The organism is Erythrobacter sp. KY5 (assembly GCF_003264115.1).
In the GTDB taxonomy this organism is placed as follows: domain Bacteria; phylum Pseudomonadota; class Alphaproteobacteria; order Sphingomonadales; family Sphingomonadaceae; genus Erythrobacter.
Genome location: NZ_CP021912.1, coordinates 160,726 through 187,018 on the forward strand (window position 1 = coordinate 160,726; position 26,293 = coordinate 187,018).

Sequence of the window (26,293 nt, forward strand, 5' to 3'; positions counted from 1 at the left end):
TCTAGCCTTTGAAGACCACCGTGCGCGCGCCGTTGATCAGCACGCGGTCGCCTGCGAACAGCCGCACCGCCTCTGCGAGCACGCGGCGTTCGATATCGCGGCCCTTGCGCACGAGGTCTGACGGGCTGTCGGCATGGGTGATGCGCTCTACGTCCTGATGAATGATCGGTCCCTCGTCGAGGTCGGCGGTGACGAAATGGGCGGTGGCCCCGATGATCTTCACCCCTCGGCGGTGGGCCTGATGATACGGCCGCGCGCCCTTGAAACCGGGCAGGAAGCTGTGATGGATATTGATGCAGCGCCCGGCGAAATGGGCTGATTGCTCATCGGAGAATATCTGCATGTAGCGCGCCAGCACGACCAGTTCGGCCTGCACATCCTCGGCGGTTTGGCGCAAGGCGGCCTCGGCTTCTGCCTTGGTGTCGGGCGTGACGGGGACGTGATGAAACGGCACGTCGCCGATATCCGTGCGCCCCGATGACAGCGCAACCTCGCGCGGATGGTTGGAGACGATCGCCACCGGCTCGATATTGAGCTCTCCGGTGCGCCAGCGATATATGAGATCCGCGAGGCAATGGTCCGCCTTGCTCACCATGATCAGCACGCGGCGCGGGCGGTCCTGCGCCGCGATTGTCCAGCGCATCGCGAAATCTTGCGCGAACGGCGCGAAGTCCCGGCGCAGGTCCTCGCCATCATGCCCGCTCGCCTCAAACACGACGCGCATGAAGAAGCGGCTCTCTTCGCCGAATTGCTGCGCATCGAGAATGTTGCAGCCGCGCTCGAACAGGAAGGCGGTGACCTTCGCTGTGATACCGGGGCGGTCGGGGCAATCCAGCGTGAGGATCAGCGGCCCGGCTTGAGGGCCGGTCATTCCGACGCGACCGTCAGGCTGGCGAAGATCGTGAAATACTCCGCGCGCGCATCGTTTGGCGCGGGCACGCCCCAAACCACGGAATACAGCGTCGGGTTCTCGCCCGGCGCGGCCACACGCACGACCCCGTCGGCGCTGGTGAGAAACGTCTGGTATTTCGCCGTCACACCAAGCGGCACAGCGCTCAACATCGCGCCTTCAAGCGGCTCACCGCGGAAGAACACCTGAAGGTCGAGTGGCTCGCCCGGCTCAAGCGAGAAGGGGTTCTGCAAAGGCACGATCTCAAGCACATGTCCGATGGCGCGCGTCGCGTTGCGCGTGTGCCGCTCACCCACCTGCAACAGGGTCTTTGCACGGCGGGCATAAAGTTCGGTCCCATTCTCGTCGGTCGTGCCGCGCAATATCCGGTCGGCCGCAATACCTCTCAGCCCCTCATGGTCGACATAGCGGTTGAAACGTTCCGCTTCGAGATCGGAGAAGCTGGGATTGCTTTCGAAGGCGAGAATGTGCGTCCCCTCGCCGCGAATGCTCACGACCGCGCTTCCGACCTCATCGGCGGCGGTGGTGCGCACGGCGCGCTGTTGATCGACGACGCCATCGGGGCTGTAGAGACGCAGCGAGGCGATCCGCTCCCAGTAAAGGCCCCAATCCTTCACATCGCCGGCATCGCCGACCTTGAATTCGATCAGCACCTCTTCACCCGCTGCGGGCGTATGATCTTCGGGTTGCAACCAGAAGGAATGCGCCGCCGCGCCGGTGGATGCGACCAGCGCAAGCGCGGTCAAAACTGTGCGGATCATTACAATAAACTCCCGAGAATTCGCTGCCGCACCATGGCAACCGATCGGCGCGGCTTCAACAATCCTGTTGCCCCGGATCCTGTCGGACAAGATCAGTTTGCGATGCCTTCAAGACGAAGAAGGCCGCAATGTGTCCATAGCACGACGCTTAAATGATTGTTCTGTCACGAAATAAAAATGCGCATGTCTGCAATTTGTAACTGTCTGCTGCGATGAGGCGGCTCGTCGGTCGCGCCTCTCTTCGACACCCTCCGCGATGCGGCCGACACCCCTACGATCTGGAAACCGACAGAAAGGCCCCCGCCATGTTCAAGCCTCTTCTCTTCCCCGTAATCGCCCTAGGCTGTGCTCTCGCCGCTTCTCCCGCTGCCGCTGAAGAAGTGACGACCTGGGTCGAATATGCCGATCTCAACCTCACCACCCCTGAAGGCCGTGCCGCGCTCGACAAGCGCCTCGAGATGGCTGCGCGCCGCCTGTGCAATGGCAACGCGGATTTCCGCAATGTGCGCGCCATGCAAAGTTACCGGCTCTGCGTTGCCGAAGCGCGGGCCAGCTATTCCGAACAGGTCCGGGTTGCCGTGGCGAAAGCCAATGGTCGCCGCGTCGCTGTCCTGTCGAGCGGGATCAACAATCCCGCCTGACATCGCGGACTGCATATCGAAGCTTCAAAGGAGGCCGGTTGCCAGGCGCGACCGGCCTCTTTCTATTTGTACGCGATCCGCACCATTGCAGCGGCTTTCGCTGCAAGTTCGCGGGCTTGGTCGGTATCGTCCCCCCGCGCAAGCGCGACGCCCATGCGGCGATAGGGGCGCGTGGTCGGCTTTCCGAAAATGCGCACGTCAATCGCAGGATCTATGCCGAGCGCTGCATCCACCCCTTCGAATACGAAGTTCTCGCTGTCCCGGTCGGCGAGGATGACAGCCGATGCGCTCGGATATGCCGTGATCGCATCGGGCACCGGCAGCCCCAGGATCGCGCGGGCGTGCAGATCGAATTCCGACAGGTCCTGCCCTGCGCTGGTGACCATGCCGGTATCGTGCGGGCGAGGCGAGAGTTCGGAGAAGATCACCTCATCTGCGCGAACGAAGAACTCGACGCCGAACAGACCCCATCCCTTGCCCGAACCTTTGAGCGCCTCGACCACCTTGGCTGCCATCTCCTGAGCGGCACTCAGCGCGTCAGCCGACATCGCAGCGGGCTGCCAGCTTTCCTGATAATCGCCGCGCTCCTGCCGGTGGCCGATCGGTGGGCAAAAGGTGATGCCGTTCCTGTGACGAACAGTCAGCAGCGTGATCTCGTAATCGAAGTCGATGAACTGTTCGACGATCACCCGCGCGCGGTCGCCGCGCATATTGGCGCAGGCATAGTCCCACGCCTCTTCAAGCCCGGCTTCGCTTTCGACCTTGCTCTGCCCCTTGCCTGACGAGGACATGACCGGCTTGATCACGCAAGGAAAACCGGTGTGCCGGACAGCGGCGCAGACCTGTTCGAAATTCTCCGCATAGCGATAAAGCGAGGTGGCAAGGCCAAGCTCGCCCGCGGCAAGATCACGAATGGCATCGCGGTTCATGGTCAGCTGCGCGGCCCTCGCCGATGGGATTACGTTGAACCCCTCGCTCTCAAGATCGGCCAGCACTTCGGTCCGGATCGCCTCGATCTCGGGGACGATATGGTCGGGCCGGTGCCTCTCTACCGCTGCGCGCAGGGCGGCGCGATCGAGCATCGAGAACACCTCGCGCGCATCCGCGACCTGCATGGCGGGCGCATCGTCATAGGCGTCGCAGGCGATGACCCGCGCACCCAGGCGCTTTGCGGAGATGGTGAATTCGCGGCCAAGTTCGCCCGAGCCGAGAAGCAGGATCGTTGCAGTGTGAGACATGACCTCACGCCTAGCGCCGCTGCGCGCGCGAGGGAAGCGGTCAGGTCATGCGCGTTTCTGGATGGCTGTTGCTGACGGACGCATGCGGGTGGTCTGGCCGCTTTGTTCGACAGCGCGCTGCACCGCCTCTTCCATCGCCCGCTCCATCGCATCACCGCTGATCACGGGGCTGGAGGTGCGGCAGATACCCGTCTGCATTCCCCCGCCTGCGCGGGCCATGACGAGGCCCAGTTCCGCCTGTCGCATGGTCCAGTCGACGCTTATCTCCGCGCGCGCTATCCCGGCACTGGCGGTGAGTTCGGATGCGCGCCCCGGCGATGCCATGGTCAGGCCCGCAAAGGTCTTGAGCACATCACTGGCCCAATCGCGCGCCTCACGCTGGCTCATCCCTCTCAAGAGCACGCCAAAGCGTTCATCGTCGAGCTGCGCGAGTTCGTGCGGCGGCGACGTCATGGTGCCGAGATAACGCGCAAAGCCCCAGCGGATTTCGTCTGCGGTGCTCTGACCATATTGCATGAAGATCGCGCGCATCCGGTCGATCGCAAAGATCGCGACCGAGGCAGGGCTATTCTCGTGATTGCGCGCCCCTGCGATCGTGGAGGAGAGCGAGGAACACAGAGCATGGCGATTGGCGAGGCCGGTGACGGGATCGCGGCTTGCCGGACTTGCTGCCCCGCCCGCAATCTCTCGTCCGATGGCCCTTACGGCCTCATGCTTTTCTTGGACCGAGCGCAAGATGCCGATGGCCCCGCCGATGCCACTGCTGTCCCGGCCAACCGGGCGAAGATTGAGCGCGTACCAGTGCAGCTCGGCTTCGCTCTCGTCGTCAGCGTCGGTGTCCTCTTCTTGCGGTGCGGGCCGCGCAAATTCGATCCATTCGCGTCGTTCCTCAAACGCGAGGACGGATGAGCAATATCGCGACACATCGGCAGCGAATTGAGGCGCTGCCAGATCGGCGACATGCGGCATCAATAGCAGCGAATTGAAGTCTATTCCCAATCGGCACGCGTTGGACGAGGTGTGGATTATAAATCCATCGGCATCAATTCTGATGACGATATCCTCAGACGCGTTCTTGCCTTGGCCGTGCAATGCACAGCCCACAGATTCCTGAAATCCCATATCCACGTGACAGCCCCCGGTGGTTTGCGACCGTTTGAGTCAATCCGTTTCCCGTCACACGCAATGGTTAGCAAACGCGCGCGATATAAATAGTCGAGATTTCCCCTTACTCGCTATGTACTCGCACTTATAGAGTTAACCTTGTTATATTACGCAACTAAAAAACGAATCAACGTCAATAATCATTTACCATAAGATTGACCGATTGGTAGATTTAGTATTCGCAATATAAGTATCTCGCTCAAAGATCGATGGATATGCGAACATTCGATGGATCTGCGCCGAATTGAGCCGCGATCCTTTGGCGGCATTCTTCGACCAGTGCGCCTGCCGGCGTGCCGCCTGCGACCTCCATCAGGTCTTCGCTCGTCACGCCCAGAACATCCGCGATCGCGCCGATCCGTTCGGGCAGCGGACGCGCCTTGTCCTTCTCCCATGCCCAGACGGTCGGCTTGCTCACGCAAAGCGCATCGGCAACCTGGGCGAGGGTCAAACCGCGCTCGCGCCTCAGGGTGTTGAGCCGTTTGCCCAGCCCCGACTGCCCGAAACCCGAACGCGCGCCCGGATCAACTGGCATGGTCCGTGCCGGCGCGCCCTGCGGCGGAGAAGCGGCATCAGCCCCGAACCCACCGCGCAATTGCGCCGCCGCCAGCGCCGCTTCGCCAAGCGCCTGTTCGAAGGCGCAGCCGTAAAGCTCACCGCTCTGCCATACGATCTCTGCGCCGACCGGGCCAAGTTCAGGCAGGTCGATCGAAAGCACTTCGCCCACATTGAGCGGCAGGCCGGTCTGAAGCAGAAGCCCGGCAGCCGAGATATTGTGCACGGTGACATTGGCGCTCGCCCCGCCGGGCAAGGAGCCGCTCGTTTCCAGATAGAGCGAACGGCGCGAGTGACGCCGACCTTCCGCCGCTTCGGGCGATGGCGGGAGGTGAGCCTGGATGGGGCCTTGTTGCGACATGTAAGTAAAGCTCCTGTAACGGAGCCTTACGATCCGGCCACAAGAGTAAACGTGGTCTTATCAAATATGCTTAACAGCGATGAAAAGCCTTACTCGCGGTGTGAAGCGTTAGGCGCGCTGTTAAAGCGACAGCCTATTCCTCTGCATCGAGACCATAAGCCGTGTGCAGCACGCGCACGGCAAGCTCGGTTTCGTCCTCGTCGATCATCACGCTGACCTTGATTTCAGAGGTCGAGATCGCCTGAATGTTGATCCCGCGATCGCTGAGCGCACGGAACATGGTCGAGGCGACGCCCGCATGGCTTTTCATCCCGACACCCACGACGCTGATCTTGGCGATCTTGCTGTCGGTGATGATACGGTTGAACCCGATCTCCTCGCGCCTGTCCTCCAGCAGCGCCTGCGCGCGCGCAAGGTCGGCCTGCGGGACGGTGAAGGTCACGTCGGTCTCGCCCTTGTCGCGTCCGACGTTCTGGATGATCATGTCGACATTGATCGAGGCATCGGCAAGCGGCTCGAAAATATGTGCCACCGCGCCCGGTTTGTCAGGCACGCGGGTGAGGATGACCTTCGCCTCATTCTTGTCGTGGGCAATACCGGTCACAAGCTGGCGTTCCATTTCGCCTCTCTCCACCATTTGGTCCATTTCTTCATCCGAGACGATCAGCGTTCCCGGAAGGTCGTCTGCTAGCGCTGCACCGTCATCGACGAAGCTCGACAGCACCTGGATGCGCACGCCCGCTTTCATTGCGAGCCCGACCGAGCGGGTCTGAAGCACCTTGGCCCCGACGCTCGCCAGTTCGAGCATTTCCTCATAGGTCACCGCCTTCAGCTTGCGCGCCTTGGCAACGATGCGCGGGTCGGTGGTGTAGACACCGTCGACATCGGTGTAGATGTCGCAGCGATCCGCCTTCACCGCCGCCGCAACCGCGACTGCAGAAGTGTCCGAACCCCCGCGCCCCAGCGTCGAGATACGGCCTTCATCGGTGATGCCCTGAAAGCCGGGCACGACCGCGATTTCTCCCGCTTCCAGCCGCGCGACCATATCGGGCGCGTCGATACTGGCAATGCGCGCCTTGGCGTGGGCTCCCTCGGTCTTGACCGGAAGCTGCCAGCCAAGCCAGCTGCGCGCCTTGTGCCCAAGCGATTGCAGCGTAAGCGCGAGAAGCCCGGAAGTCACCTGTTCGCCGCTCGAGACAACGACGTCATATTCCGCCGGATCGTAAAGCGCGTTTGCCTCGCGGCAGAAGTTCACCAGCCGGTCCGTCTCGCCCGCCATCGCGCTGACGACAACCGCAACTTCGTTAGCCTCGCCGTTCCTGCCCACGGCCTGCGCGCGCACGATATTGGCGACGCGCCGAATGCGTTCGGTCCCGGCCATCGACGTGCCGCCGAATTTCATCACTACTCGCGCCAAGCTCGTCTCGCTCCTTTTCGTGAGTGAGGTGACAGTGGTGTGTTCGAATTGGCGCTGCTAACGGGGGTGAATGGGAAACGCAAACGCAGATACCAATGATCGCTCCAAAGCGAGCGGTGTTACCATCCGCCCCGAAGAGGCCGCTTTCTTCGCCGATCTTGCCAAGGATTGGTGGAACCCAAAGGGCAAGATGGCGAGCCTGCACGAGGTGAACCCGGTGCGGCTGGGCTTCATCCGATCGGCCATCGACGCGCATTGGCAGGGCGATGAACGCGATATTCGCCCGCTCAAGGGCAAGAGCGCGCTCGATATCGGATGCGGCGCAGGCCTCGTGTGCGAGCCGCTCGCACGGCTGGGCGCGGAGGTCACTGGCGTCGATGCAGCCGCCGACAATGTCGCAGCCGCCAGTGCCCATGCCGAGGCAAGCGGGCTCGACATCCGCTACATGGCGGGAGAGGTCGCGGGGTTGAATATCGGAACCTTCGATCTTGTCACCGCACTCGAAGTAATCGAGCATGTCGCCGACAAGCAAGCGTTCCTCAAAGACGTGACCGAGCGTGTTGCTCCCGGCGGCTTGCTGGTGATCTCGACCCCCAATCGCACCGCGGCATCGCGCCTGCTGCTGGTCGGCGCGGCCGAAGCGGTGGGCTATGTCCCCAAGGGCACGCACCATTGGGACGATTTCATCATGCCCGAAGAGCTCGACGTGATGCTGTCGGAATTCGGCTTCGAAGTAACCGAGCGGCGCGGCATCGCCTGGCGACCGGGCAAAGGCCTGCACCTGTCAGACGATGAGAGCCTGAATTACATCGTGAGCGCGCGGCGCGTTTGACGCTCGATCACTCGGCATCCTCGCCGAGCATCGCGACAAATTCCGCCACATTATCGACGAAGAACCCGTCGGCACCGGTCGCGATGGCTGCGCGCCAGAGCATTTTGTATTGACCATCCGCTGAAGGACCGCCCTCGCCCTGCAGGCTTGCGGGAAGGAACCCGTTCTCCTTGCGCAGCGTCCATGGGTGGACCCTCAGGCCCTGCGCATGAGCATCGGCGACCAGCGCGGTCGGCTGCATGGTCTGAGGGTCGAGCACGTGGCCAAGCCAGGGGCCGATCCCGTCGGCATATTGCGCCACTTCCTCAAGCCCCGACGGCGTGAGGATATCGCTCCAGCGCATTTCGGGCTCGTCATAGGGGCCGCCTTCGGAGCTGATCAGCAAGACCAGCGGCGTATCGACGCGCGCGTTGAGGCGTTGCAGCGGTCCGACTTCGAAGATCTGGACGAACACCCGCGCATCGGCCCCGTCGAGATCGGCAGAACGAAGCTCGCGCACCATCAGGTCGATCATGTCGATCCCCTCCTGCTCAAGCATGAGCGTGGGATGCTTGAGTTCGGGATAGATGCCGATTTCGCGCCCGGTCTCGGCCTCCTTGGCGCGGACGAGCTGGACGATCTCGGCAAAGGTCGGGACCTGATACAGACCGTTATAGGTCGCGCTTGCCGGGCGGATATTGCCGACCCGTTCGCGGGCGCGCAGCGTGCGCAGTTCGGCCAGCGTGAAATCTTCGGAGAACCAGCCGGCGACCTGCCTTCCCTCGACATTCTTGGTCCGGCGGCGGTCTTCGAATTCCTCGCGGCTCGCAACATCGGTCGTGCCGGAAAGTTCGTTTTCGTGCCGCGCGACCAGCGCGAGGTCCTTGGTAACGACAAGGTCTGGCTCGATGTAATCCGCACCCTGATCGATCGCGAGCTCATAAGCGGCTAGCGTGTGTTCGGGCCGCTCACCGCTCGACCCGCGATGCGCGATGATGAGCGGGTCAGCCTGCGCAAAGGCTGGCGAGGTAACAACGAGAGCGGCTGCAAGCGCGCTCAGGATAATGCTGCGGACCATTCGTCTTCCTTGAAACCGACCAGAATAGTGTTCGAGTGCTCGACCACTGGCCGCTTGATCATGGAGGGGTGCTGAACCAGCAAAGCGACAGCCTCGTGACTGTCAGCCGCAGCCGCTTTTTCGGCGTCGGTCAGCTTGCGATAGGTCGTGCCGCGCTTGTTGAGCACGGTGTCTACGCCTTTCGCCTCGATCCAGCTGGCGAGCTTGTCTGCGTCCGCGCCTTCCTTCTTGTAGTCGTGGAAGGTGTATTCGTGGCCGTTGGCCTCAAGCCATTTGCGCGCCTTCTTGACCGTGTCGCAATTAGGGATGCCGTAGAGGTGGATCGTCATGGATTTCTCGTCATTGCGAGCGACCGCAAGGTCGCGCGGCAATCCATGGCCGGACCTCACGTCCATCGCGGTCGGTCCATGAATTGCTTCGTCGCTGGCGCTCCTCGCAATGACGACTGGTGGGGTCAAGAGCGCGGGCTCAGATGCGCATCGGCTATCGCCACCGCGAGCGCATCGGCAGCATCGCTGCCGGCAAGCTGGACGCCGGGAAGCAGGACCTTGATCATGGCAGCAACCTGGGCCTTGTCGGCAGCGCCTGTTCCCACGGTCGCCTTCTTCACCAGCCGCGCTGCGTGTTCGTTGACGGTAAGCCCAGCCGCGCCACATGCGGACAGCACCGCGCCGCGGGCCTGCGCGAGCTTGAGCGTCGACTTTGCGTTCTCGTTGACAAAGACCTCCTCACACGCCGCGCGGTCTGGCCCGTGAGCGGCTATTACTTCGGCTATTCCGTTCAAAAGCACCGCTAGCCGCTCAGCCATCGGTGTCTTCGCATTGGTCTTTATCTGTCCGTTGGCGATGTGCGACAGGCGCGAACCTTCGACGCGGATCACCCCCCAGCCCGTGCATGTGAGCGATGGGTCGAGGCCCAGGATAATCACGCGGTCAAAGCCCCACCATCCAGCCGAGTCGCCACGCAATCGCGAGCAGAAAAGCCGCGCCCAGCATCAGCGCATAGAACCATTCGCGCCAGGTCATGAGCCGACTTACGCGTCGAGCTTCTCCATCACTTCATCGCTGATTTCGTAATTGCCCCAGACAGTCTGCACGTCGTCATCGTCTTCGAGCGCATCGATGAGTTTCAGGAGCGTGCCCGCGCCCTTTTCGTCCATCTCGACGGTGAGGTTGGGCTTCCACGCAAGCTTGACCTCCTTCGCCTCGCCAAGCGCTTTTTCAAGGTTCGACGACACTTCGTGCAAGTCTTCGGCAGCGGTCCAGATCTCGTGACCGTCATCCGACGATGCGATGTCTTCCGCGCCCGCTTCCAGAGCGGCTTCGAGAACCTTCTCCTCATCGCCTGCTTCGGGTCCGTATTCGATATAGCCAAGGCGTTCGAAGCCATGAGCGACAGAACCTTCGGTGCCGAGATTGCCGCCATTCTTGCTGAAGGCGGTGCGAACGGCGGTGGCGGTGCGGTTGCGATTGTCGGTCAGCGCCTCGACGATGATCGCGCTGCCGCCGGGGCCATAGCCTTCGTAGCGCACCTCTTCATAGTTCTCGCCATCTGCCGCGCTCGCCTTGTCGATTGCGCGCTGGATGTTGTCCTTGGGCATGGACTGCCCCTTCGCGGTGTTGATCGCGAGGCGCAGGCGGGGGTTCATATCAGGATCGGGCGTACCCATCTTGGCAGCGACCGTGATTTCGCGGCTCAGCTTGCTGAAAAGGTTGGAACGCTTCTTATCTTGTGCACCTTTGCGGTGCATGATGTTCTTGAATTTGGAATGGCCTGCCATGGAAAATCTTTTGCTTCGCTTGTGCTGGAATTAAGAGCCGTCCCATTAGCCTTATGACCGACATGCCGACAAGCCCTCGCAGCACCGCTGAAATCGACGCCGTCTTCGGCGACGGCCCGCTTTCTGCTGCGCCCGCTGCATCGCTGGTGGGCGAATGGCGTCGGGCGGGCGCGTTTCTGAAACGCCCCTCGCTTGGTGTGGGGGCGCAGGATGGTGCGCCTCTCAAGGTGCTTGCGCGCATCTACGCGCTCGACATGGCGGCAATGGCCGTGCTCATCACGATGGCAAGCATCGCGGTTGCCGCGGGTGTTTACATCCCCGAAACCGCGCTTGCCGGGATAGAGTTCACGCCGCTCGTCATCGCGTCGGTCGTGATCGGCGCTCCGGTGCTTGAAGAGATTTTCTTTCGCGGATGGCTATCGGGAAAGCCGGCGCACATCTTCGCGCTGCTCGCGATTATCCTTGGTGCGGTGGCCTTCGGCTTTGCGCATCAGAGCGCACCGATGCTGGGCCTTGCCGCGCCGGTAATCGGGATCGCTGCGGCGATTGGCCTTGCTTACTGGCTTCGCGACCGGCCTCCATTTGGCTGGTTCGCTTTTGCATTCCCCGCATTCTTCTGGCTGAGCACGATTGCCTTCGCGCTGGTTCACCTCTGGAATTTTGAGGAAGGGTCGCTCGCAATCCTGCTGCCGCTGGTCCTGCCGCAATTCATTCTCGGTGCGCTGCTCGGCTATATGCGGGTGAGGATCGGACTGTGGGCAGCCATCGCGCTTCACGCCGCGCACAATGCGACCGCGCTTTCGGTGGCCGCGCTGGCAATGGGCGCGGGGGGATAAGGGGCGATGATCCGGGTATGGGCCAACGCGATTCTGGCTGAGGCCCATGCCTTCTGGCGTTTTTTGAAGGCCCCCGATCTCAACGACGCCTGCAAGAGCGACCGCCCCATCCACCGAACGGTCATCGTCTTTGCGATGCTCGCCTTGATGGTGATCGCATTATCGGTGCTGCTCGCCCCGGCAGCCCTGTTGATGGGAGCCGGCCAGTCTGCGCAGCTTGATCAGACCATGTCCGCCGATCCGCTGCGTCTGGTGCTTGGTGTCGCGGTGCTGGGGCCGATCGTCGAGGAGATTCTGTTCCGATCCTGGCTTACCGGAACTTGGCGGTTTCTGGCCGGGGCGGGCGTGTTCGCGCTTGTCCTGTATGGTGTGCCTTTCGCCCTTACTCCGGGTTGGCAGGATGGAGATAACATCCAGAGTTATCTGCTGCTCACCCTCGCGCTCGCCGCATTCGCCATGGCCGCGATTGCGGTGCGAAGCACGGCGGGACCTGCGTTCTTCGAGCGCAGTTTTCGCTGGATCTTCTGGGTCAGCACGATCCTGTTCGGGACCCTGCACCTTGCCAATTACTCGGGTACAGGGGGCCTGGCATTGCTGGTTTTCACACTGCCGCAAGTGCTCGCAGGCGCAGTCTTCGGCTATGCGCGAGTGAAGATCGGGCTGCTGTCCGCGATTGCGCTCCACATGGCTTTCAACGCCGTTCCCGTTGGCGCGGCGCTGTTCATGCGGTTGCTCTAAACCTTCACCGCCGTCCCGCTGGCGCTGACCATCAGCATCGAGCCGGTGTCGCCGATCACTTCGTAGTCGAGGTCAATCCCGACAACCGCATTGCCGCCGCGCGCGGCGCATTCGGCCTGCAATTCCTCGATCGCCTGATTGCGCGCGTCCGACAGAATGCGCTCATAACTGCCTGATCGCCCGCCCACGATATCGCGGATATTGGCAAACAGATCGCGAAAGAGGTTTGCGCCCACGATCACTTCGCCCACGACGATGCCGCAATATTCCTGGATCGGTTTGCCTTCGATCGAAGGTGTCGTCGTCACGATCACGCCGCGCGCATCTGCCCATTGTCCGGCCATCAAATCTCTCCTCGTCCAAGTGTGTTATTTTAATACTACACTTGGCGCCAAATTCAAGGCTGCGACAATCCTTCGCGCACGATGGCAAGGCCAGCCTCGAGGATTTCGTCGCGTCCTGCTGCAAGGCCTGCAATCGTGGGCTCGACGATCACGTCCGGGACAACGCCGATATTGTGATGCACGCTGCCGTCCTGATTGACGACCCGCATGCCGGTGAACATGATGCGATAGCCGCCGGGCAGCCCGGCGAGCGTGACGTTGCCGTTCGCCCCGGCGCTCGCTTGACCGACGATCGTGCCCAGCGCGTTGCCCTTGACCACGCCGAGGACCGATTCCGGATAGCTCACCGCCGTCGCATTGCTCAGGAATACGGTGTTGCTGGTAAGGCGCGGCAGAAGCGGCTGCATCCGCCAGCCACCCTCGCTGAAGCTCACACCCTGCTGATCTGGCCGCTCGATCACCGGGCGCTCCATTCGCGCTGACAGCGCCAGCTCATCGGTGAGATGGGACAGGAAGAACGACGATCCCCTGGGCCTTCCCCGCAGATCGAAGACGAGGCCTTGCGCGCCGGACAGCAGGTCGACCTGTGCGATCAGTTCCTCGTCGGTGACGCGGCTCGGGTCGACATAGACGATGCCCGGCTCGATCTGCGAGACGGGTTCGGGGCGCGGCGCCTCGGGCCAGTTCTCGCGGGTGTAGGCGACACGCTCGACCTCGACCTCGCGCTCGGTCCCGTCGGGTTCGACAAGGGAGAACTGCGCGCGCGTGCCCGGTTCGCCTTCGATCATCACGGCGAGCGCGCGCATGGTGCGGAAATGCTCGCTCCCCGATGCACGCTCCGACTTGAAACGATGCATCAGTTCGCCTGCATCCACCCCGTCAATGGAGGAGACGACACTGCCAGCGCGAATACCGGTTTCTGGCCGCGCCCAGGCCACCACTATCTTGTCTTCGATATGTTCAAGCGCCACCGGAGCAATCTCGATATCGCGCCAGCGCAGTTGTGCGCCGCCGTGGCCATCCTCGATCTCGTGCATCATCAGCCGCAGAGCGTCGTGGAAGGCCACGTCGTCTTCGGCCATGGCGGCGCGCTGCAATTGCGGGCCAAGCTTTGTGTCCCAGTCGACATCGACAACATCCCAGTAGGGATAGAACTGGTCGAGCACGCCCCAACCTATAATCGTCGCGGCGATCCGGGTGGTGCGGTCGAACCCGGCCGGCGTCCAGCCTTCGGGTCGCCCGCTGAAAGTCGTGCGCGGCTCGGCACTCGGGTGCTCGTCGCCGAGCTTCTCGCCGGTCAGCGGGAAGCGGACGTGAACTCCCCCCAATTGCTCTTCGAAAATCGGGCCTTGTCCAAGCGTGCCGATTTCGCGCCGAAACTTGGAATAGCCCGACTGGCGGATCCCCTGAAAGCCGTTGTGAATCCACTGCCAGCGACCATTCGCATTGGCGGGCCCGGCGTAGGGTCCAAGCGGCTCGGCCGAGGCTTCGAAATGTTCGACGATGGGCGCAAAGACGCTTTCGAGCACGGCGGCAAGTGCGCGCTCGTCACCTGCTGCGATAACTTGCGGGATTGCCTCGATCGCGAGCGCATCCCAGTCGGCTGCAAGCGCAGCATCGCTCGGGTGGAACCAGCGCGCAACGGTGTAGACGCGCGCGAAGGTACGCAGGTTCGCGATTTCCGCCTCGCTCAGCGCGGCGGCGGGCACGTCTCCCGCGACTGCCGCATCGCGAGGCTGCCCTGTCGACTGAGCCAGTGCCACGCCTTGCGGCAGCGTAAGAGCGAGCGCTGCCGCGACGAGCGTCAGGCGGAAAAAAGCGAGTGTTTTCATGGATGCGTCCCCCGAAATGGAAGGGGACGTCATGCAATCGCCAAAATGAACGGCGGATAAACCGGCCATAACTGACCGGTCGCCATTCAGGCGTCCATTGGCCGCTAATTAGCCCATGCCGAGCGCCGCCTTGTAGACTTCGAGTATCGTTTCCTGCTCGCTGCGATCATCGGGCTTCATTTTGCGAAGGCGCACGATCTGGCGCATGATCTTGACGTCGTATCCCACGGCCTTTGCTTCGGCATAGACGTCGCGGATGTCGTCGGCGATGCCCTTCTTTTCTTCTTCAAGGCGTTCGATGCGCTCAATCAGAAGGCGCAGGCGGTCATCGGTGGCTTCGGCCATTGGGGGATATCCTGTAAGAATCAGTGAAACGGTCTGGCCGTCGGACTTACCAGCCCTGCGGCATGTGCAAAGCACGGATGCGTGGCTTCTCCACCGGTCAGAGCCGCTCTGGCTGCGCAACCTTGCACACTGCCCTTCTTGCTGTAGTGTCTGCGCCCAGCAACACGGCGCGGCGGAGGGGGAACTCGCACGTGGAACAAAGGCTTGGGCTTTCAGGTTTCCGGAATTGCGCAGACCGCTTAACGGTCGCGCTGCGATGCACCGTTCACGAAGGAGCTCGCGGGTCGTGACTGGCGAAAAGCTTTCCGCACCGCTTCCCGAAACCGGCAAGGACGGCAACGTCGCCGTGTTTTGCGGTCACATGTTCAACACTGGCAGCAAGGCCGAAGACGAACTGAAAGAGCGCGTTCGCGAACAGCTCGACACGCTCGATATCTCGGTCGGTTATGGCCCGCTCGCCTGCGGTGCCGATATCGTGATCGCAGAGGGTCTGCTCGCGCGCGGGGCCGAGCTCAATGTCGTGCTTCCTTTCAGCGAGGAGGATTTCATCGCCGAAAGCGTGCTGTGCGGCGGGCAGGACTGGCTGGAGCGCTATTACGCGTGTCGCAACGCGGCAACTTCGATCAATTTCGCAACGCCGGGCGATTATGTCGGGGACGACAACCAGTTCGCCTACAACACGCTCTACGCGATGGGCCTTGCGATCCTGCGCTCGCAGAAGCGCCAGTGCGAGGCGTTCCAGATTGCAGTCGTCTCCGACAGTTTCGCAAGCTTCTCGACCACGGGCATTGCCGGGACCAAGGCGGACATGAAGCTGTGGCAATCGCTGGGCCGGGAAACGGTAGCCATTACCGCCGGACCTGTTCCGCGCAACCTGCGATTTCCCGACCGCCCCAAGGTGGGCAATGGAACCAAGCGCGAAATCCGCTCGATCATCTTTGCCGATTACAAGGGCTTCTCGCGCATTGGAGAGCGCGAAATGCCCGATTTCATGGACATCGTCATGGGCCGCATCGCGGGCGTGCTCCATTCCTTTGGCGACCATGTCGAGTTTCGCAACACATGGGGCGATGCGATCTATGCCATCGTGGACGAGCCCAAGACCGCCGCTGCCATTGCGCTCAAATTGCAGGAAGTGCTCGCTGACCTGCCGAGGGGGCTTATCCCGTCTGGCGCGGTGGCTGGCATGCGGCTGGGCCTGCATTACGGCCCGATCTGGGTCGGCACCGACCGCATCACCGGCAACCGGCTGTGGTATGGCGGCGAGGTCAATCGCACCGCCCGGATCGAGCCGGTGACGCCCGTGGGCGGGGTTTATTGCACCGAGAGTTTTGCCGCTGCCCTGCTGATGGCCGACTGCCAGGACTGCAAGTTCACCTCTGTCGGGCGCGTGCTGCTGCCCAAGAAATATGGCGAGGTCGAACTCTTCCGTCTTGAAGGCTCCGATTATGTCGAACCGCCTCAGCCCGGCGCCAAGGCAAAAGCCAAGACCTAGCGCAGATCCGCGCGGTTCTTCGTCAGGCTCTTTTCCATCGCCTCGATCTGTTCCTGCGTCGCCGGCTGCTGCCTGGTTGCCTTCCATTCGTCCATCGGCATGCCGTGAACAAGCTCGCGCGCCTGCGCCTTGTCGCCTTCGTATCCGGCGTCGCGGATCCAGTCGGCAAGGCAATTGCGGCAGAACCCGGCAAGCCCCATCAGCTCGATATTCTGAGCATCGTGACGATGGCGAAGGTGGCGCACCAGCCGCCGGAACGTGGCAGCGGCAACAGCGTCTTCGAGAGTGTCCAGCGGGTCATTCGTATCGGTCATCGGGCTTTTCCTTGAGTTGCAATTTTACTGTGCCATAGCAGCGCAAACGGGATCAGGGATACCATGTCAAAACGCGATAACACTCGGATCGACCCGCGCGGCCGCAAGGTCAAGATTCTGGCGACGATCGGCCCGGCCAGCCGCTCACCCGAAATGCTGCGCAAACTGTTCAAGGCGGGGGCCGATGCATTCCGCGTGAATATGAGCCACGGCGAACATGCCGACCATGCTAAGGCGATCGCCGCCATTCGCGCGCTGGAAAAGGAATTCGCGCGCCCGATCGCGATCCTCGCCGACCTTCAGGGGCCAAAGCTGCGCGTCGGGCCGTTCAAGGACGGCCAGGCGGTGCTTCGCCATTCGGGGCATTTCACGCTCGACCGGGATGACACGCCGGGCGACGAAACGCGCGTGTGCCTGCCTCATCCTGAACTGTTCGGCATCATGGAGCGCGGCCAGCGCCTCCTCATCAATGACGGCAAGATTCGCCTCGTGGTCAAGGAAGCCGACGAGGACAGAATCTTCTGCAGCGCAGAGGTCGGCGGCGTCATTTCGGACCGCAAGGGCGTCAACGTGCCCGATGCCGAAGTCCCGATCCCCGCGCTCACCGACAAGGACAAGAAAGACCTCGCCTTCGCGGTAGAACACAGCGTCGACTGGATCGCGCTGAGCTTTGTCCAGCGGCCCGCCGACCTTGCCGAAGCGCGCAAGCTGATCGCGTCGCACGCTGCCGGGGGCCACCGCCCTGCCCTGTGCGCCAAGATCGAAAAGCCGCAGGCAATCGGGTGGCTCGAGGAGATTATCGAGCTATCCGATGCGATCATGGTCGCGCGCGGCGACCTGGGCGTGGAGCTTGAACCGCACGAAGTCCCGCCGCTGCAAAAGCGCATCGTTGCTGCCAGCCGCAGTGCGGGCAAGCCGGTGATCGTTGCGACCCAGATGCTCGAAAGCATGATTGAAAGCCCGATGCCGACCCGCGCGGAAGTCTCAGACGTCGCCAATGCGGTCTATGACGGCGCGGATGCGGTGATGCTGAGCGCGGAAAGCGCAGCCGGAGACTGGCCCGAGGAATCGGTCACGATGATGCACAAGATCGCGGCACAGGTGGAACGCGACGATGGCTATCGTGAACGTATTCGCATGCTCGACACTCCGCCCGATGCGACCACGTCAGACGCGCTTGCACATTCATGCATGACCATCGCGGACACCGTCCCGATCAGCGCGATAACGGTCTTCACCTCGTCCGGCTCGACCGCCCGCCGCGTTGCGCGTGAGCGGCCCGGTACGCCGATGCTGGTGCTCACCCCCAGCATGCGCACCGCGCGCCGGGTTGCGCTGCTGTGGGGCGCGCATGCGGTCGTTACACGCGATATCGGCAGCTTTGAAGAGATGATCGCCAAGGGAAAGCGCATGGCCTTGCGTCACGGTTTCGGCACGGCGGGGTCGAAGCAGGTCGTGCTTGCCGGTGTGCCGTTCGGAACGCCGGGGGCGACCAACTTGCTGCACGTCGTGACGCTTGCTGGCGACGAGCTCGAAAAGCACCAGAAGTAACCGTCAGCTCGGCGCGATCAGCCCGACCTGAGGCGCGCCGCAGCTTTCCATGGCATCGGCCACGGTGAGGTGGAACTGGCACTTGCGGCTATCGAGCCGAGAGAGCCGGTCCTGCACGGGCCGATGCACTGCCGCGAAATGGATCGCGACACCGCGTTCATACAGGCGCTGTGTCAGACGCTGCATCATCGCCGCTCCGCTTGCATCGACCGCATTGACAGCGCGCATATCGAGCACGAGGCAGGTCACCTCCTCATGATCGTCCAGCATCGCAAATATCGCGTCTTCGACAAATGCGGCGTTGGCGAAAAAGAGCGAACGGTCGATCCGCAGGATCAGAATCGGGAGCGTCTTGAGTTCAACCTCATCGCGCTCGGTCGAACGGAAACTGCGACCGCCATCGTTGCTGTCGACGCGCGTGATGCGAGGGAGCGACGAGATCCACAGATGGTGCGCGAGGCCAGCCAGAGCGCCCACCGCAAGGCCGATCATGACGCCAAGCAAAAGCGTAGCGGCGAAACTGACCCCGATGACCACCCCTTCAAGACGGTCATGAGCCCAGACCTTTTTCATCTCGCGCGGTTTGATCAGGCCGAACACGGCGCTGATCACCAATGCCGCCAGCGCGGTTTCGGGCAGGTATGCAAGGATCGGCGCGAAAAACAGGATCACTGCGAGCACCAGCGCTGCCCCGATCACATGTGCGACCGGTGTCTTGCCGCCGCTATCCTCGACAAGTGCCGAACGGCTGAGGCTGGCGCTGACCGCATAACCCCCGGTCAGCGATGCGCCAATATTGCCAAGACCCAGCGCCACGGCCTCCCGGCTTGTATCGAGCCGTGAGCGGTCGGCACCTGCGAGCGACTTGGCAACGGCTGTGGCGGTCGCAAAGATGACCACCGCCACGGCAAGCGCGCTCGGCGCGAATTGCAGCCATAGTTGCGGGTCCAGCGGGGGCATGGTGATGCTTGGCAATTTTCCTGAAGGCGGCGATACGCGCGCGACACCGCCGCCGACAAGGCTCGCAGCGACCGCGCATCCGATCACCACCAGAAGCGGCAGCGACTTGGCAATGGCCTGTCGCCACGGCGGACGCACGCCGATCTTCCAGAGCGCAGGCGCTGCAAGCCAGTTGAACAGGAGCAGGAAGGCGAGCGCCGTTGTCCCGATGGCGGCGGTGGTCGCGTTCCATTCGGGAAGCACCGCCCAGATGGCGGAGAGCGCATCGGGGAGGTTGCCGGCGCGGTCCGGGTCGGTCCCGATGAGGGTGGGAAGCTGGCTCGTGAAGATCAGGATGGCCACGGCTGCGGTGAAACCGAGGAGCACCGGCTCACTAATGAAATTGACCATCCTTCCAAGCCGCAATGCGCCGATCGCCGCCAGGATTATCCCGGCCTCAATCCCGACAATTGCTGCGGCCTCGACGACTTCGACATCCGACCCGCTCGCCGCCTCTGCGATCACGAGCGATATCAGCGCGACAGGGCCGACCGATACGAACGGGCTGGTCCCGAACAGGAGATAGAGCACCGGCGGCACCAATGCTGCATAGAGCCCTGCCTGCGGCGGCAGTCCTGCCAGCTGAGCATAGGCCATTGCCTGCGGGACCAGCAGGATCGCGAGGATCGTGCCTGCAATGCCATCGGAAAGCGCGGTTCTACCCCCATAGCCCTTCAGGCTCGACAGGTTCGGGATCAGCGGATTGGCCATTATAGGGCAGGACGGAAGAGTTCGATCATCACCCCTTCAACGCATGGCCCGCAGCGCCTGTTCCGAAATGTCCGGTTCCTCGCCAGCGCGAGCTTACGCAGATGCGCGTTCCAGACGCGCGCGCGCTTCGGCCTCGCCGATCAGGGGCAGCAATTCGCCCATGTCGGGGCCGTGGTTCATGCCGGTGAGCGCCTGACGCAGCGGGAGGAACAGGGTCTTGCCTTTGCGCCCTGTCTTCTCCTTGAGCATCGCAGTCAGCGCGCCCCAGGGATCTTCGCCCCATTCCAGCGCTTGCGCCGCATCGGCAAGATACTCGCGATCGTCGTCCGTGAATTCGGGCTGGTCGATCGGGCCGGTGACCAGCCGCCACCATTCGCCCACTTCGCCAATGGTCGATACATTGGGCTGGACGGCGTGCCACCCGGCCTCGTCCATACCATCGGGCAGGCGGTCTTTCACCGCATCATAGGGCATTGCGTGGACGATGGCGGTGTTGACGCGCTCAAGCTCGGCATCGTCGAACTTCGCTGGCGCGCGGCCAAAGGTGGAAAGGTCGAAAGTCTCGAGCAGCTTTGCGCGGTTCGCAATCGGCTCCACCGGGAGCGAAGTGCCAAGGCGCGCCAGCAGCGCGATGATCGCCTCGGGTTCGATCCCGCGCTCCCGAAACGCATCACAGCCCAGCGAGCCGAGCCGCTTCGAAAGCTTGCCCTCCTTGCCGACCAGCAAAGCCTCGTGCGCGAAGGCGGGCGGTTCAGCCCCCATCGCGGTGAACATCTGGATCTGGACCGCAGTGTTGGAAACATGGTCCTCGCCGCGCAGAACCTGTGTGATCCCCATGTCGATATCGTCGACCGTGCTCGGCAGCATGTAGAGCCACGACCCGTCGGCGCGCCGGATCACCGGATCGGAAAGCTGCGCGGGGTCGAACTTCTGCCTGCCGCGTACGCCGTCCTCCCACTCGATCGGCTGATCATGGTCAAGCTTGAAGCGCCAGTGAGGCGAGATGCCTTCGGTTTCCTTGGCCGCGCGCTCATCATCCGTGAGATTGAGCGCCCCGCGGTCATAGATCGGCGGCTTGCCACGACCAAGCTGAACCTTGCGCTTGAGCTCAAGCTCCTGCTGGGTTTCGTAAGCAGGGTAGATACGGCCCGCCTCGCGCAATGTGTCGAACGCCGCCTGATAAGCGACGAGGCGCGCGGACTGGCGCTCTTCACGATCCGCCTCGATGCCGAGCCACGCGAGATCTGCGCGGATCGCCTCGACATATTCCTCTTTCGAACGCTCGGCATCGGTGTCGTCGATGCGCAGCACGAAAGTGCCGCCCGACTTCTCGGCGATCATCCAGTTATGGAGCGCGGTGCGGATATTGCCGACATGCAGCCGACCGGTCGGCGAAGGGGCGAAGCGAGTGGTGGAGACGCTGGCATTCATGGCGCTAGCCGTTAGAGCGCGCGGCTGCGGCTCGCAAGACATTCAGTGGGAGCGAGCCTCCGCTGCGATCAGGCCGAGCACGCCGTCCCATAGGCGATAGGTACGCTCGTGACGTATGAATCCGTGAACCGCTCGCTCGAAACCGGCCCGGTCGCATGCGCTCGCGCAATCGATCATCGCGGCAATCGTGGCTTCGTCGTGGCTCAGGAAGTCGCAGCAGAAACAGCCGATGCGAATGTCTTCCGGCCAGGTCGCCTGAATGTCTCCTGCAAGGGCAAGCGACTTTGCCGCGATCTCCACCCCGCCCAGCCGCCGGGCCAGTTCGGGCACTGGGTCGCGGTTCACCCTCTCATGCATCGCGATAAGCCGCAGCGAATAGACGAAGCGCGCGGCTATGGGCCCGTGTTCGCTCATGCGGGCAGGCCTTGCGAGCGCGGTGATTGTGGCGCGTGCGGCGGCGGACGAAGACTGGCTGTTGGGCATCCGATTCCTTTCCAATGGGCATGCCCACTCTACTTAATTGCGAGCGCTTCGCAATAGCAATATATCGGGTCGTGCACACGCTTCGTGCCGTTCCAATGCGATCCAGCTGATGGGGCGCACAAAAAACCCCGCCGAAAGCATGCGCTCCCGGCGGGGTCTTTGTGTCAGGTTCGAAGCTGCGGCCTTATTCGGCTGCGTCTCCAGAGCCGCCCATGGCTGCCTTCATCGCTTCTTCCGAAGGAACCGCGTCGGCTGCTGGCTCAGGCTCGGACGCATTTTCTGCGGCGAGCGCATCCTGCTGCTTCTTCCACTGAGCCTTGAGCGCAGCGTCGCGACTGGTCGCGGTGACGCGCATCCGGTTCATGCCCGCGCCGGTACCGGCGGGGATGAGACGGCCCACGATCACGTTTTCCTTCAGACCGATCAGCGTGTCCTTCTTGCCCTCGACCGAGGCCTGGGTGAGAACGCGCGTCGTTTCCTGGAACGAGGCTGCCGAGATGAAGCTGCGGGTCTGCAGCGACGCCTTGGTGATGCCCAGCAGGATCGGCGTGCCTTCAGCGGGCTGCTTGCCCTTGCCGAGCTTGGCATTGGCTTCGTCCATTTCTTCGCGATCAACCTGTTCGCCCGGAAGCAGTACGGTGTCGCCGCCATTGGTGATCTCAACCTTCTGCAGCATCTGGCGAACGATCACCTCGATGTGCTTGTCGTTGATCTTCACGCCCTGCAGTCGGTAGACTTCCTGAATCTCGTTGACGAGATATTCGGCCAGTGCCTCGACGCCCATGACTTCGAGGATGTCGTGCGGGTTGGGCGAACCGGAAATCAGGGTGTCACCCTTCTTCACGAAGTCGCCTTCCTGCACGTCGATCACCTTGGTCTTGGGGATCAGGTACTCGACTGCATCACCTTCCTCGGGCACGATCGCAATCTTGCGCTTCGCCTTGTATTCGCGAACGAATTCGATCTTGCCCGAAATCTTGGCGATGACCGACATGTCCTTCGGCAGACGCGCCTCGAACAGTTCAGCAACACGCGGCAGACCACCGGTGATGTCGCGGGTCTTGGCGGCTTCACGCGAAGCACGTGCAAGAATGTCACCGGCCTCGACCTGCTGACCATCCTCGACCGAAAGCGTCGTGCCCGGAGCGAGCATGTAGCGCTGCGCTTCGGTTTCGTCGGCATCGGTCTGACCTTCGCCGAGAAGAGTCATGCGCGGACGCAGCTCTTCCTTCTTCTTGCGGCCGGTTGCGCGGTTTTCGGTCACCACACGCTGAGCGATACCGGTTGCATCGTCAGTCTGCTCTTCGAGCGTCATGCCTTCGACCAGGTCCTGATACTTCACGACGCCCGATTGCTCGGTGATGATCGGAAGGGTGAACGGGTCCCACTCAGCGAGACGGTCGCCTTCCTTCACCTTCGCACCATGCTTGAACATGAGCACGGTACCGTAAGGCACCTTGTGCATTTCACGCTCACGGCCCTCGGCGTCGATCACGGCGATCTCACCGTTACGGGCGAGCGAGAGGATGCGGCCCTTCTTGTCGGTGATCGTCGGCATGTCACGAAGTTCGATCTTGCCGTCCGAGATGGCTTCAAGATGCGAGGTTTCGTTGAGCTGCGCCGCACCACCGATGTGGAAGGTACGCATGGTCAGCTGCGTGCCCGGCTCACCGATCGACTGTGCAGCGATAACGCCGACAGCTTCGCCGATATTCACCGGAGTACCGCGCGCAAGGTCACGGCCGTAGCAGGTCGCGCAGACACCCTGATCGCTCTCGCAAACGAGCGGCGAACGGATCTTTGCGGACTGAACTTCGGCTTCCTCGATCAGCTTGACCATCGGTTCATCGATCAGCGTCCCGGCTTTGACGATCACTTCGTCGGTGGCTGCGTTGAGGATGTCTTCGGCAACCGTACGACCAAGGATACGCTCACCCAGCGAAGCGATGACACTACCGCCCTGAACGATCGCACGCATTTCAAGCGCGTTCTCGGTCTTGCAGTCATCTTCGACGATGACGCAGTCCTGCGACACGTCGACCAGACGGCGGGTCAGATAACCCGAGTTTGCCGTTTTGAGTGCGGTATCCGCGAGGCCTTTACGAGCGCCGTGGGTCGAGTTGAAGTATTCAAGAACGGTCAGGCCTTCCTTGAAGTTCGAGATGATCGGGGTCTCGATGATCTCACCCGACGGCTTGGCCATCAGGCCGCGCATACCGGCGAGCTGCTTCATCTGCGCTGGCGAACCACGCGCACCCGAGTGGCTCATCATGTAGATCGAGTTGATCTGCGCCTGCTTGCCGTCGTCGTCGATCGGCTGCGCCTTGATCTCCTCCATCATGGCGTCGGCCACCTGGTCGCCGCAACGGCTCCAGGCGTCGATGACCTTGTTGTACTTTTCCTGCTGGGTGATGAGACCGTCCTGATACTGCTGCTCATAGTCAGCAACGAGGCTCTTGGTTTCTTCGACCAACGGAATCTTCGCGTCAGGAATGATCATGTCATCCTTACCGAAGGAGATGCCGGCCTTGAACGCGTTGCGGAAGCCAAGCACCATGATGGCGTCGGCGAACAGCACGGTGTCCTTTTGCCCCGTGTGACGATACACCTCGTCGATTACGTCACCGATATCCTTCTTGGTGAGAAGGCGGTTGATGATGTCGTAGGGCACCTTGTGGTTCTTGGGCAGACACTCGCCGATCAGCATACGGCCCGGCGTCGTCTCGAAGCGCTTCATCACGATGTTGCCATCCTCATCGGCCTGCGGAACGCGGGCGAGGATCTTCGTGTGCAGCGTGACAGCCTTGGTTTCGAGCGCATGGTGCACTTCGGCCATGTCGGCAAAGCGCGGCAGCTTCTCGACCTTCGAGCCATCTTCGTTCTCGAGGTACTCAGGCGTCTTTTCCTGACGTTCCATCGAGAGGTAATAGAGACCCAGAACCATGTCCTGCGAAGGCACGATGATCGGCTTGCCGTTGGCGGGCGAGAGGATGTTGTTGGTCGACATCATCAGCACGCGCGCTTCGAGCTGGGCTTCCAGCGAAAGCGGCACGTGAACCGCCATCTGGTCACCGTCAAAGTCGGCGTTGAAGGCCGAGCAGACGAGCGGGTGAAGCTGGATGGCCTTTCCTTCGATCAGCACAGGCTCGAACGCCTGAATGCCGAGACGGTGAAGCGTCGGAGCGCGGTTCAGCAGAACCGGGTGCTCGCGGATGACTTCATCCAGGATATCCCAGACTTCCTTGCGCTCCTTCTCGACCCACTTCTTCGCCTGCTTGAGGGTCATCGAGAGACCCTTGGCATCGAGGCGGGCGTAGATGAACGGCTTGAACAGTTCGAGCGCCATCTTCTTCGGCAGGCCGCACTGGTGCAGCTTGAGTTCCGGACCGGTCACGATGACCGAACGGCCCGAATAGTCGACGCGCTTACCCAGAAGGTTCTGGCGGAAGCGGCCCTGCTTGCCCTTGAGCATGTCGGACAGCGACTTGAGCGGACGCTTGTTGGCACCCGTGATGACGCGGCCACGGCGACCATTGTCGAACAGCGCATCAACGGCTTCCTGAAGCATACGCTTTTCGTTACGGACAATGATGTCCGGCGCGCGCAGCTCAATGAGCCGCTTCAAACGGTTGTTACGGTTGATCACGCGGCGATAGAGATCGTTGAGATCGGACGTCGCGAAACGGCCACCGTCCAGCGGCACCAACGGGCGCAGTTCGGGTGGGATGACCGGGATCACTTCGAGGATCATCCATTCGGGACGGTTGCCCGAATCGATGAAGCTTTCGACGACCTTCAGGCGCTTGATGATCTTCTTGGGCTTGAGTGCGGACTTGGTGGTCGCGAGCTCTTCCAGAAGGTCTTCACGCTCCTGCTCAAGGTCGAGATCCATCAGCATGACCTTGACTGCTTCGGCACCGATATCGGCAGAGAAGGCGTCTTCGCCATATTCGTCCTGCGCTTCGAGCAGTTCGTCCTCGGTCAGCAGCTGGAATTTCTCAAGCGGGGTCAGACCCGGCTCGATCACGACATAGCTTTCGAAGTAGAGGATGCGCTCAAGCTGCTTCAACTGGATGTCGAGCAAGAGGCCAATGCGCGAAGGCAGCGACTTCAGATACCAGATGTGAGCGACAGGAGCAGCGAGCTCGATGTGGCCCATACGCTCACGGCGCACCTTGGTGACGGTGACTTCAACGCCGCACTTTTCGCACACGACGCCCTTGTACTTCATGCGCTTGTATTTGCCGCACAGGCATTCGTAGTCCTTCACCGGACCGAAGATGCGCGCACAGAACAGGCCGTCACGCTCAGGCTTGAACGTGCGGTAGTTGATGGTCTCCGGCTTCTTGATCTCGCCGAAAGACCACGAACGGATGCGCTCTGGCGAGGCGATGCCGATCTGGATCTGGTCGAAGGTTTCCGGCTTAGCCAGCTGGTTGGTGAATTTGGTCAGTTCGTTCATGACTTAGTTCCCTCGGGGGGTGAATTCTCTTGGGTG

Annotated in this window: 24 protein-coding genes; 6 read left to right on the forward strand and 18 right to left on the reverse strand. The window is 62.1% G+C overall.

Annotated features, from left to right (window positions below; all coding sequences use genetic code 11):
* Position 1 precedes the first annotated feature (1 nt).
* Together purU and CD351_RS00745 are read right to left on the reverse strand one after the other, a co-directional pair.
* Complete coding sequence (purU, locus tag CD351_RS00740; protein ID WP_111990851.1) at positions 2-871, reverse strand: formyltetrahydrofolate deformylase; 870 nt, start codon at positions 869-871, stop codon at positions 2-4.
* Entirely contained in the window at positions 868-1,671 is an 804-nt protein-coding gene (locus tag CD351_RS00745) for a DUF4198 domain-containing protein (protein ID WP_111990852.1), read from the reverse strand. The genes purU and CD351_RS00745 overlap by 4 nt, the downstream gene beginning before the upstream one ends.
* 305 nt (positions 1,672-1,976) lie before the next feature.
* Here CD351_RS00745 and CD351_RS00750 point away from each other — a divergent pair, with 305 nt between their 5' ends.
* Entirely contained in the window at positions 1,977-2,312 is a 336-nt protein-coding gene (locus CD351_RS00750; protein WP_162627554.1) for a UrcA family protein, read from the forward strand.
* A 62-nt stretch (positions 2,313-2,374) separates the two neighbouring features.
* Here CD351_RS00750 and purT read toward each other — a convergent pair whose 3' ends face one another.
* From purT to CD351_RS00770, 4 genes are all read right to left on the reverse strand, one after another.
* Positions 2,375-3,550, reverse strand: coding sequence for a formate-dependent phosphoribosylglycinamide formyltransferase (purT, locus tag CD351_RS00755; RefSeq protein WP_111990854.1), 1,176 nt, complete (start codon positions 3,548-3,550; stop codon positions 2,375-2,377).
* A gap of 45 nt (positions 3,551-3,595) precedes the next feature.
* Positions 3,596-4,672: a diguanylate cyclase domain-containing protein gene (locus tag CD351_RS00760; protein ID WP_234027309.1), complete on the reverse strand. Its 1,077-nt coding sequence runs from the start codon at positions 4,670-4,672 to the stop codon at positions 3,596-3,598.
* A gap of 241 nt (positions 4,673-4,913) precedes the next feature.
* Positions 4,914-5,630 (reverse strand): helix-turn-helix domain-containing protein, encoded by a 717-nt coding sequence (locus CD351_RS00765; protein WP_111990856.1) that lies wholly within the window; start codon positions 5,628-5,630, stop codon positions 4,914-4,916.
* A gap of 133 nt (positions 5,631-5,763) precedes the next feature.
* Entirely contained in the window at positions 5,764-7,032 is a 1,269-nt protein-coding gene (locus CD351_RS00770) for an aspartate kinase (protein WP_174214284.1), read from the reverse strand.
* Between the two features lie 85 nt (positions 7,033-7,117).
* Here CD351_RS00770 and ubiG point away from each other — a divergent pair, with 85 nt between their 5' ends.
* A complete protein-coding gene (gene ubiG / locus CD351_RS00775; protein ID WP_111990858.1) occupies positions 7,118-7,879 on the forward strand; it encodes a bifunctional 2-polyprenyl-6-hydroxyphenol methylase/3-demethylubiquinol 3-O-methyltransferase UbiG in 762 nt (253 codons plus the stop codon).
* 7 nt (positions 7,880-7,886) lie between these two features.
* Here the strand turns inward: ubiG and CD351_RS00780 are convergent, their stop codons facing one another.
* The 4 genes from CD351_RS00780 to CD351_RS00795 form a co-directional block, all read right to left on the reverse strand.
* Complete coding sequence (locus CD351_RS00780; RefSeq protein ID WP_111990859.1) at positions 7,887-8,936, reverse strand: glycerophosphodiester phosphodiesterase; 1,050 nt, start codon at positions 8,934-8,936, stop codon at positions 7,887-7,889.
* Positions 8,915-9,265, reverse strand: coding sequence for an ArsC family reductase (locus tag CD351_RS00785; protein ID WP_111993512.1), 351 nt, complete (start codon positions 9,263-9,265; stop codon positions 8,915-8,917). Before CD351_RS00785 ends, CD351_RS00780 begins: the two co-directional genes overlap by 22 nt.
* A 125-nt stretch (positions 9,266-9,390) precedes the next feature.
* Entirely contained in the window at positions 9,391-9,864 is a 474-nt protein-coding gene (gene ruvC, locus CD351_RS00790; RefSeq protein ID WP_111990860.1) for a crossover junction endodeoxyribonuclease RuvC, read from the reverse strand.
* Positions 9,865-9,969: 105 nt separating this feature from the next.
* Entirely contained in the window at positions 9,970-10,716 is a 747-nt protein-coding gene (locus CD351_RS00795) for a YebC/PmpR family DNA-binding transcriptional regulator (protein ID WP_111990861.1), read from the reverse strand.
* A 53-nt stretch (positions 10,717-10,769) separates the two neighbouring features.
* On the opposite strand from CD351_RS00795, the gene CD351_RS00800 reads away from it, so the two are divergent.
* Positions 10,770-11,552, forward strand: a complete 783-nt coding sequence (locus CD351_RS00800) for a CPBP family intramembrane glutamic endopeptidase (protein ID WP_111990862.1) — start codon at positions 10,770-10,772, stop codon at positions 11,550-11,552.
* 6 nt (positions 11,553-11,558) lie between these two features.
* Positions 11,559-12,290 (forward strand): type II CAAX prenyl endopeptidase Rce1 family protein, encoded by a 732-nt coding sequence (locus CD351_RS00805; RefSeq protein ID WP_111990863.1) that lies wholly within the window; start codon positions 11,559-11,561, stop codon positions 12,288-12,290.
* Here CD351_RS00805 and CD351_RS00810 read toward each other — a convergent pair.
* The 3 genes from CD351_RS00810 to CD351_RS00820 form a co-directional block, all read right to left on the reverse strand.
* Entirely contained in the window at positions 12,287-12,634 is a 348-nt protein-coding gene (locus CD351_RS00810; protein ID WP_174214213.1) for a heavy metal-binding domain-containing protein, read from the reverse strand. The genes CD351_RS00805 and CD351_RS00810 overlap by 4 nt on opposite strands.
* Before the next feature lie 53 nt (positions 12,635-12,687).
* Positions 12,688-14,466 (reverse strand): S41 family peptidase, encoded by a 1,779-nt coding sequence (locus tag CD351_RS00815; protein ID WP_162627555.1) that lies wholly within the window; start codon positions 14,464-14,466, stop codon positions 12,688-12,690.
* A 108-nt stretch (positions 14,467-14,574) separates the two neighbouring features.
* Positions 14,575-14,811, reverse strand: coding sequence for a DUF2312 domain-containing protein (locus CD351_RS00820; RefSeq protein WP_111993514.1), 237 nt, complete (start codon positions 14,809-14,811; stop codon positions 14,575-14,577).
* A 286-nt stretch (positions 14,812-15,097) separates the two neighbouring features.
* Here CD351_RS00820 and CD351_RS00825 point away from each other — a divergent pair, with 286 nt between their 5' ends.
* The gene (locus CD351_RS00825; protein WP_162627556.1) at positions 15,098-16,306 is read left to right on the forward strand and encodes an adenylate/guanylate cyclase domain-containing protein; all 1,209 of its coding nucleotides are present in this window, start codon (positions 15,098-15,100) and stop codon (positions 16,304-16,306) included.
* On the opposite strand, the gene CD351_RS00830 is transcribed toward CD351_RS00825, so the two are convergent.
* Complete coding sequence (locus CD351_RS00830) at positions 16,303-16,620, reverse strand: DUF1244 domain-containing protein (protein ID WP_111990866.1); 318 nt, start codon at positions 16,618-16,620, stop codon at positions 16,303-16,305. The two genes, CD351_RS00825 and CD351_RS00830, sit on opposite strands and share 4 nt — an antisense overlap.
* Before the next feature lie 63 nt (positions 16,621-16,683).
* On the opposite strand from CD351_RS00830, the gene pyk reads away from it, so the two are divergent.
* Positions 16,684-18,171: a pyruvate kinase gene (gene pyk, locus CD351_RS00835; RefSeq protein WP_111990867.1), complete on the forward strand. Its 1,488-nt coding sequence runs from the start codon at positions 16,684-16,686 to the stop codon at positions 18,169-18,171.
* A gap of 3 nt (positions 18,172-18,174) precedes the next feature.
* Here the strand turns inward: pyk and CD351_RS00840 are convergent, their stop codons facing one another.
* From CD351_RS00840 to rpoC, 4 genes are all read right to left on the reverse strand, one after another.
* Positions 18,175-19,881, reverse strand: coding sequence for a SulP family inorganic anion transporter (locus CD351_RS00840; RefSeq protein WP_111990868.1), 1,707 nt, complete (start codon positions 19,879-19,881; stop codon positions 18,175-18,177).
* Positions 19,882-19,974: 93 nt separating this feature from the next.
* Positions 19,975-21,312, reverse strand: coding sequence for a glutamate--tRNA ligase (gltX, locus tag CD351_RS00845; RefSeq protein WP_111990869.1), 1,338 nt, complete (start codon positions 21,310-21,312; stop codon positions 19,975-19,977).
* A gap of 42 nt (positions 21,313-21,354) precedes the next feature.
* Positions 21,355-21,726, reverse strand: a complete 372-nt coding sequence (locus tag CD351_RS00850) for a DNA-directed RNA polymerase subunit beta' (RefSeq protein WP_234027177.1) — start codon at positions 21,724-21,726, stop codon at positions 21,355-21,357.
* A 253-nt stretch (positions 21,727-21,979) separates the two neighbouring features.
* Positions 21,980-26,257 carry a DNA-directed RNA polymerase subunit beta' gene (rpoC, locus tag CD351_RS00855; RefSeq protein WP_111990871.1) on the reverse strand — a complete coding sequence of 1,426 codons (4,278 nt, stop codon included), beginning with the start codon at positions 26,255-26,257 and terminating at the stop codon, positions 21,980-21,982.
* Between the last annotated feature and the right edge of the window lie 36 nt (positions 26,258-26,293).

What these genes read in the sequence shown, in the direction of transcription:
- purU (WP_111990851.1), bottom strand. Translation starts at nt 871, where the DNA reads ATGACCGGCCCTCAAGCCGGGCCGCTGATCCTCACGCTGGATTGCCCC.
- CD351_RS00745 (WP_111990852.1), bottom strand. Translation starts at nt 1,671, where the DNA reads ATGATCCGCACAGTTTTGACCGCGCTTGCGCTGGTCGCATCCACCGGC.
- CD351_RS00750 (WP_162627554.1), top strand. Translation starts at nt 1,977, where the DNA reads ATGTTCAAGCCTCTTCTCTTCCCCGTAATCGCCCTAGGCTGTGCTCTC.
- purT (WP_111990854.1), bottom strand. Translation starts at nt 3,550, where the DNA reads ATGTCTCACACTGCAACGATCCTGCTTCTCGGCTCGGGCGAACTTGGC.
- CD351_RS00760 (WP_234027309.1), bottom strand. Translation starts at nt 4,672, where the DNA reads ATGGGATTTCAGGAATCTGTGGGCTGTGCATTGCACGGCCAAGGCAAG.
- CD351_RS00765 (WP_111990856.1), bottom strand. Translation starts at nt 5,630, where the DNA reads ATGTCGCAACAAGGCCCCATCCAGGCTCACCTCCCGCCATCGCCCGAA.
- CD351_RS00770 (WP_174214284.1), bottom strand. Translation starts at nt 7,032, where the DNA reads ATGAAATTCGGCGGCACGTCGATGGCCGGGACCGAACGCATTCGGCGC.
- ubiG (WP_111990858.1), top strand. Translation starts at nt 7,118, where the DNA reads ATGGGAAACGCAAACGCAGATACCAATGATCGCTCCAAAGCGAGCGGT.
- CD351_RS00780 (WP_111990859.1), bottom strand. Translation starts at nt 8,936, where the DNA reads ATGGTCCGCAGCATTATCCTGAGCGCGCTTGCAGCCGCTCTCGTTGTT.
- CD351_RS00785 (WP_111993512.1), bottom strand. Translation starts at nt 9,265, where the DNA reads ATGACGATCCACCTCTACGGCATCCCTAATTGCGACACGGTCAAGAAG.
- CD351_RS00795 (WP_111990861.1), bottom strand. Translation starts at nt 10,716, where the DNA reads ATGGCAGGCCATTCCAAATTCAAGAACATCATGCACCGCAAAGGTGCA.
- CD351_RS00800 (WP_111990862.1), top strand. Translation starts at nt 10,770, where the DNA reads ATGACCGACATGCCGACAAGCCCTCGCAGCACCGCTGAAATCGACGCC.
- CD351_RS00805 (WP_111990863.1), top strand. Translation starts at nt 11,559, where the DNA reads ATGATCCGGGTATGGGCCAACGCGATTCTGGCTGAGGCCCATGCCTTC.
- CD351_RS00810 (WP_174214213.1), bottom strand. Translation starts at nt 12,634, where the DNA reads ATGGCCGGACAATGGGCAGATGCGCGCGGCGTGATCGTGACGACGACA.
- CD351_RS00815 (WP_162627555.1), bottom strand. Translation starts at nt 14,466, where the DNA reads ATGAAAACACTCGCTTTTTTCCGCCTGACGCTCGTCGCGGCAGCGCTC.
- CD351_RS00820 (WP_111993514.1), bottom strand. Translation starts at nt 14,811, where the DNA reads ATGGCCGAAGCCACCGATGACCGCCTGCGCCTTCTGATTGAGCGCATC.
- CD351_RS00830 (WP_111990866.1), bottom strand. Translation starts at nt 16,620, where the DNA reads ATGACCGATACGAATGACCCGCTGGACACTCTCGAAGACGCTGTTGCC.
- pyk (WP_111990867.1), top strand. Translation starts at nt 16,684, where the DNA reads ATGTCAAAACGCGATAACACTCGGATCGACCCGCGCGGCCGCAAGGTC.
- CD351_RS00840 (WP_111990868.1), bottom strand. Translation starts at nt 19,881, where the DNA reads ATGGCCAATCCGCTGATCCCGAACCTGTCGAGCCTGAAGGGCTATGGG.
- gltX (WP_111990869.1), bottom strand. Translation starts at nt 21,312, where the DNA reads ATGAATGCCAGCGTCTCCACCACTCGCTTCGCCCCTTCGCCGACCGGT.
- CD351_RS00850 (WP_234027177.1), bottom strand. Translation starts at nt 21,726, where the DNA reads ATGAGCGAACACGGGCCCATAGCCGCGCGCTTCGTCTATTCGCTGCGG.
- rpoC (WP_111990871.1), bottom strand. Translation starts at nt 26,257, where the DNA reads ATGAACGAACTGACCAAATTCACCAACCAGCTGGCTAAGCCGGAAACC.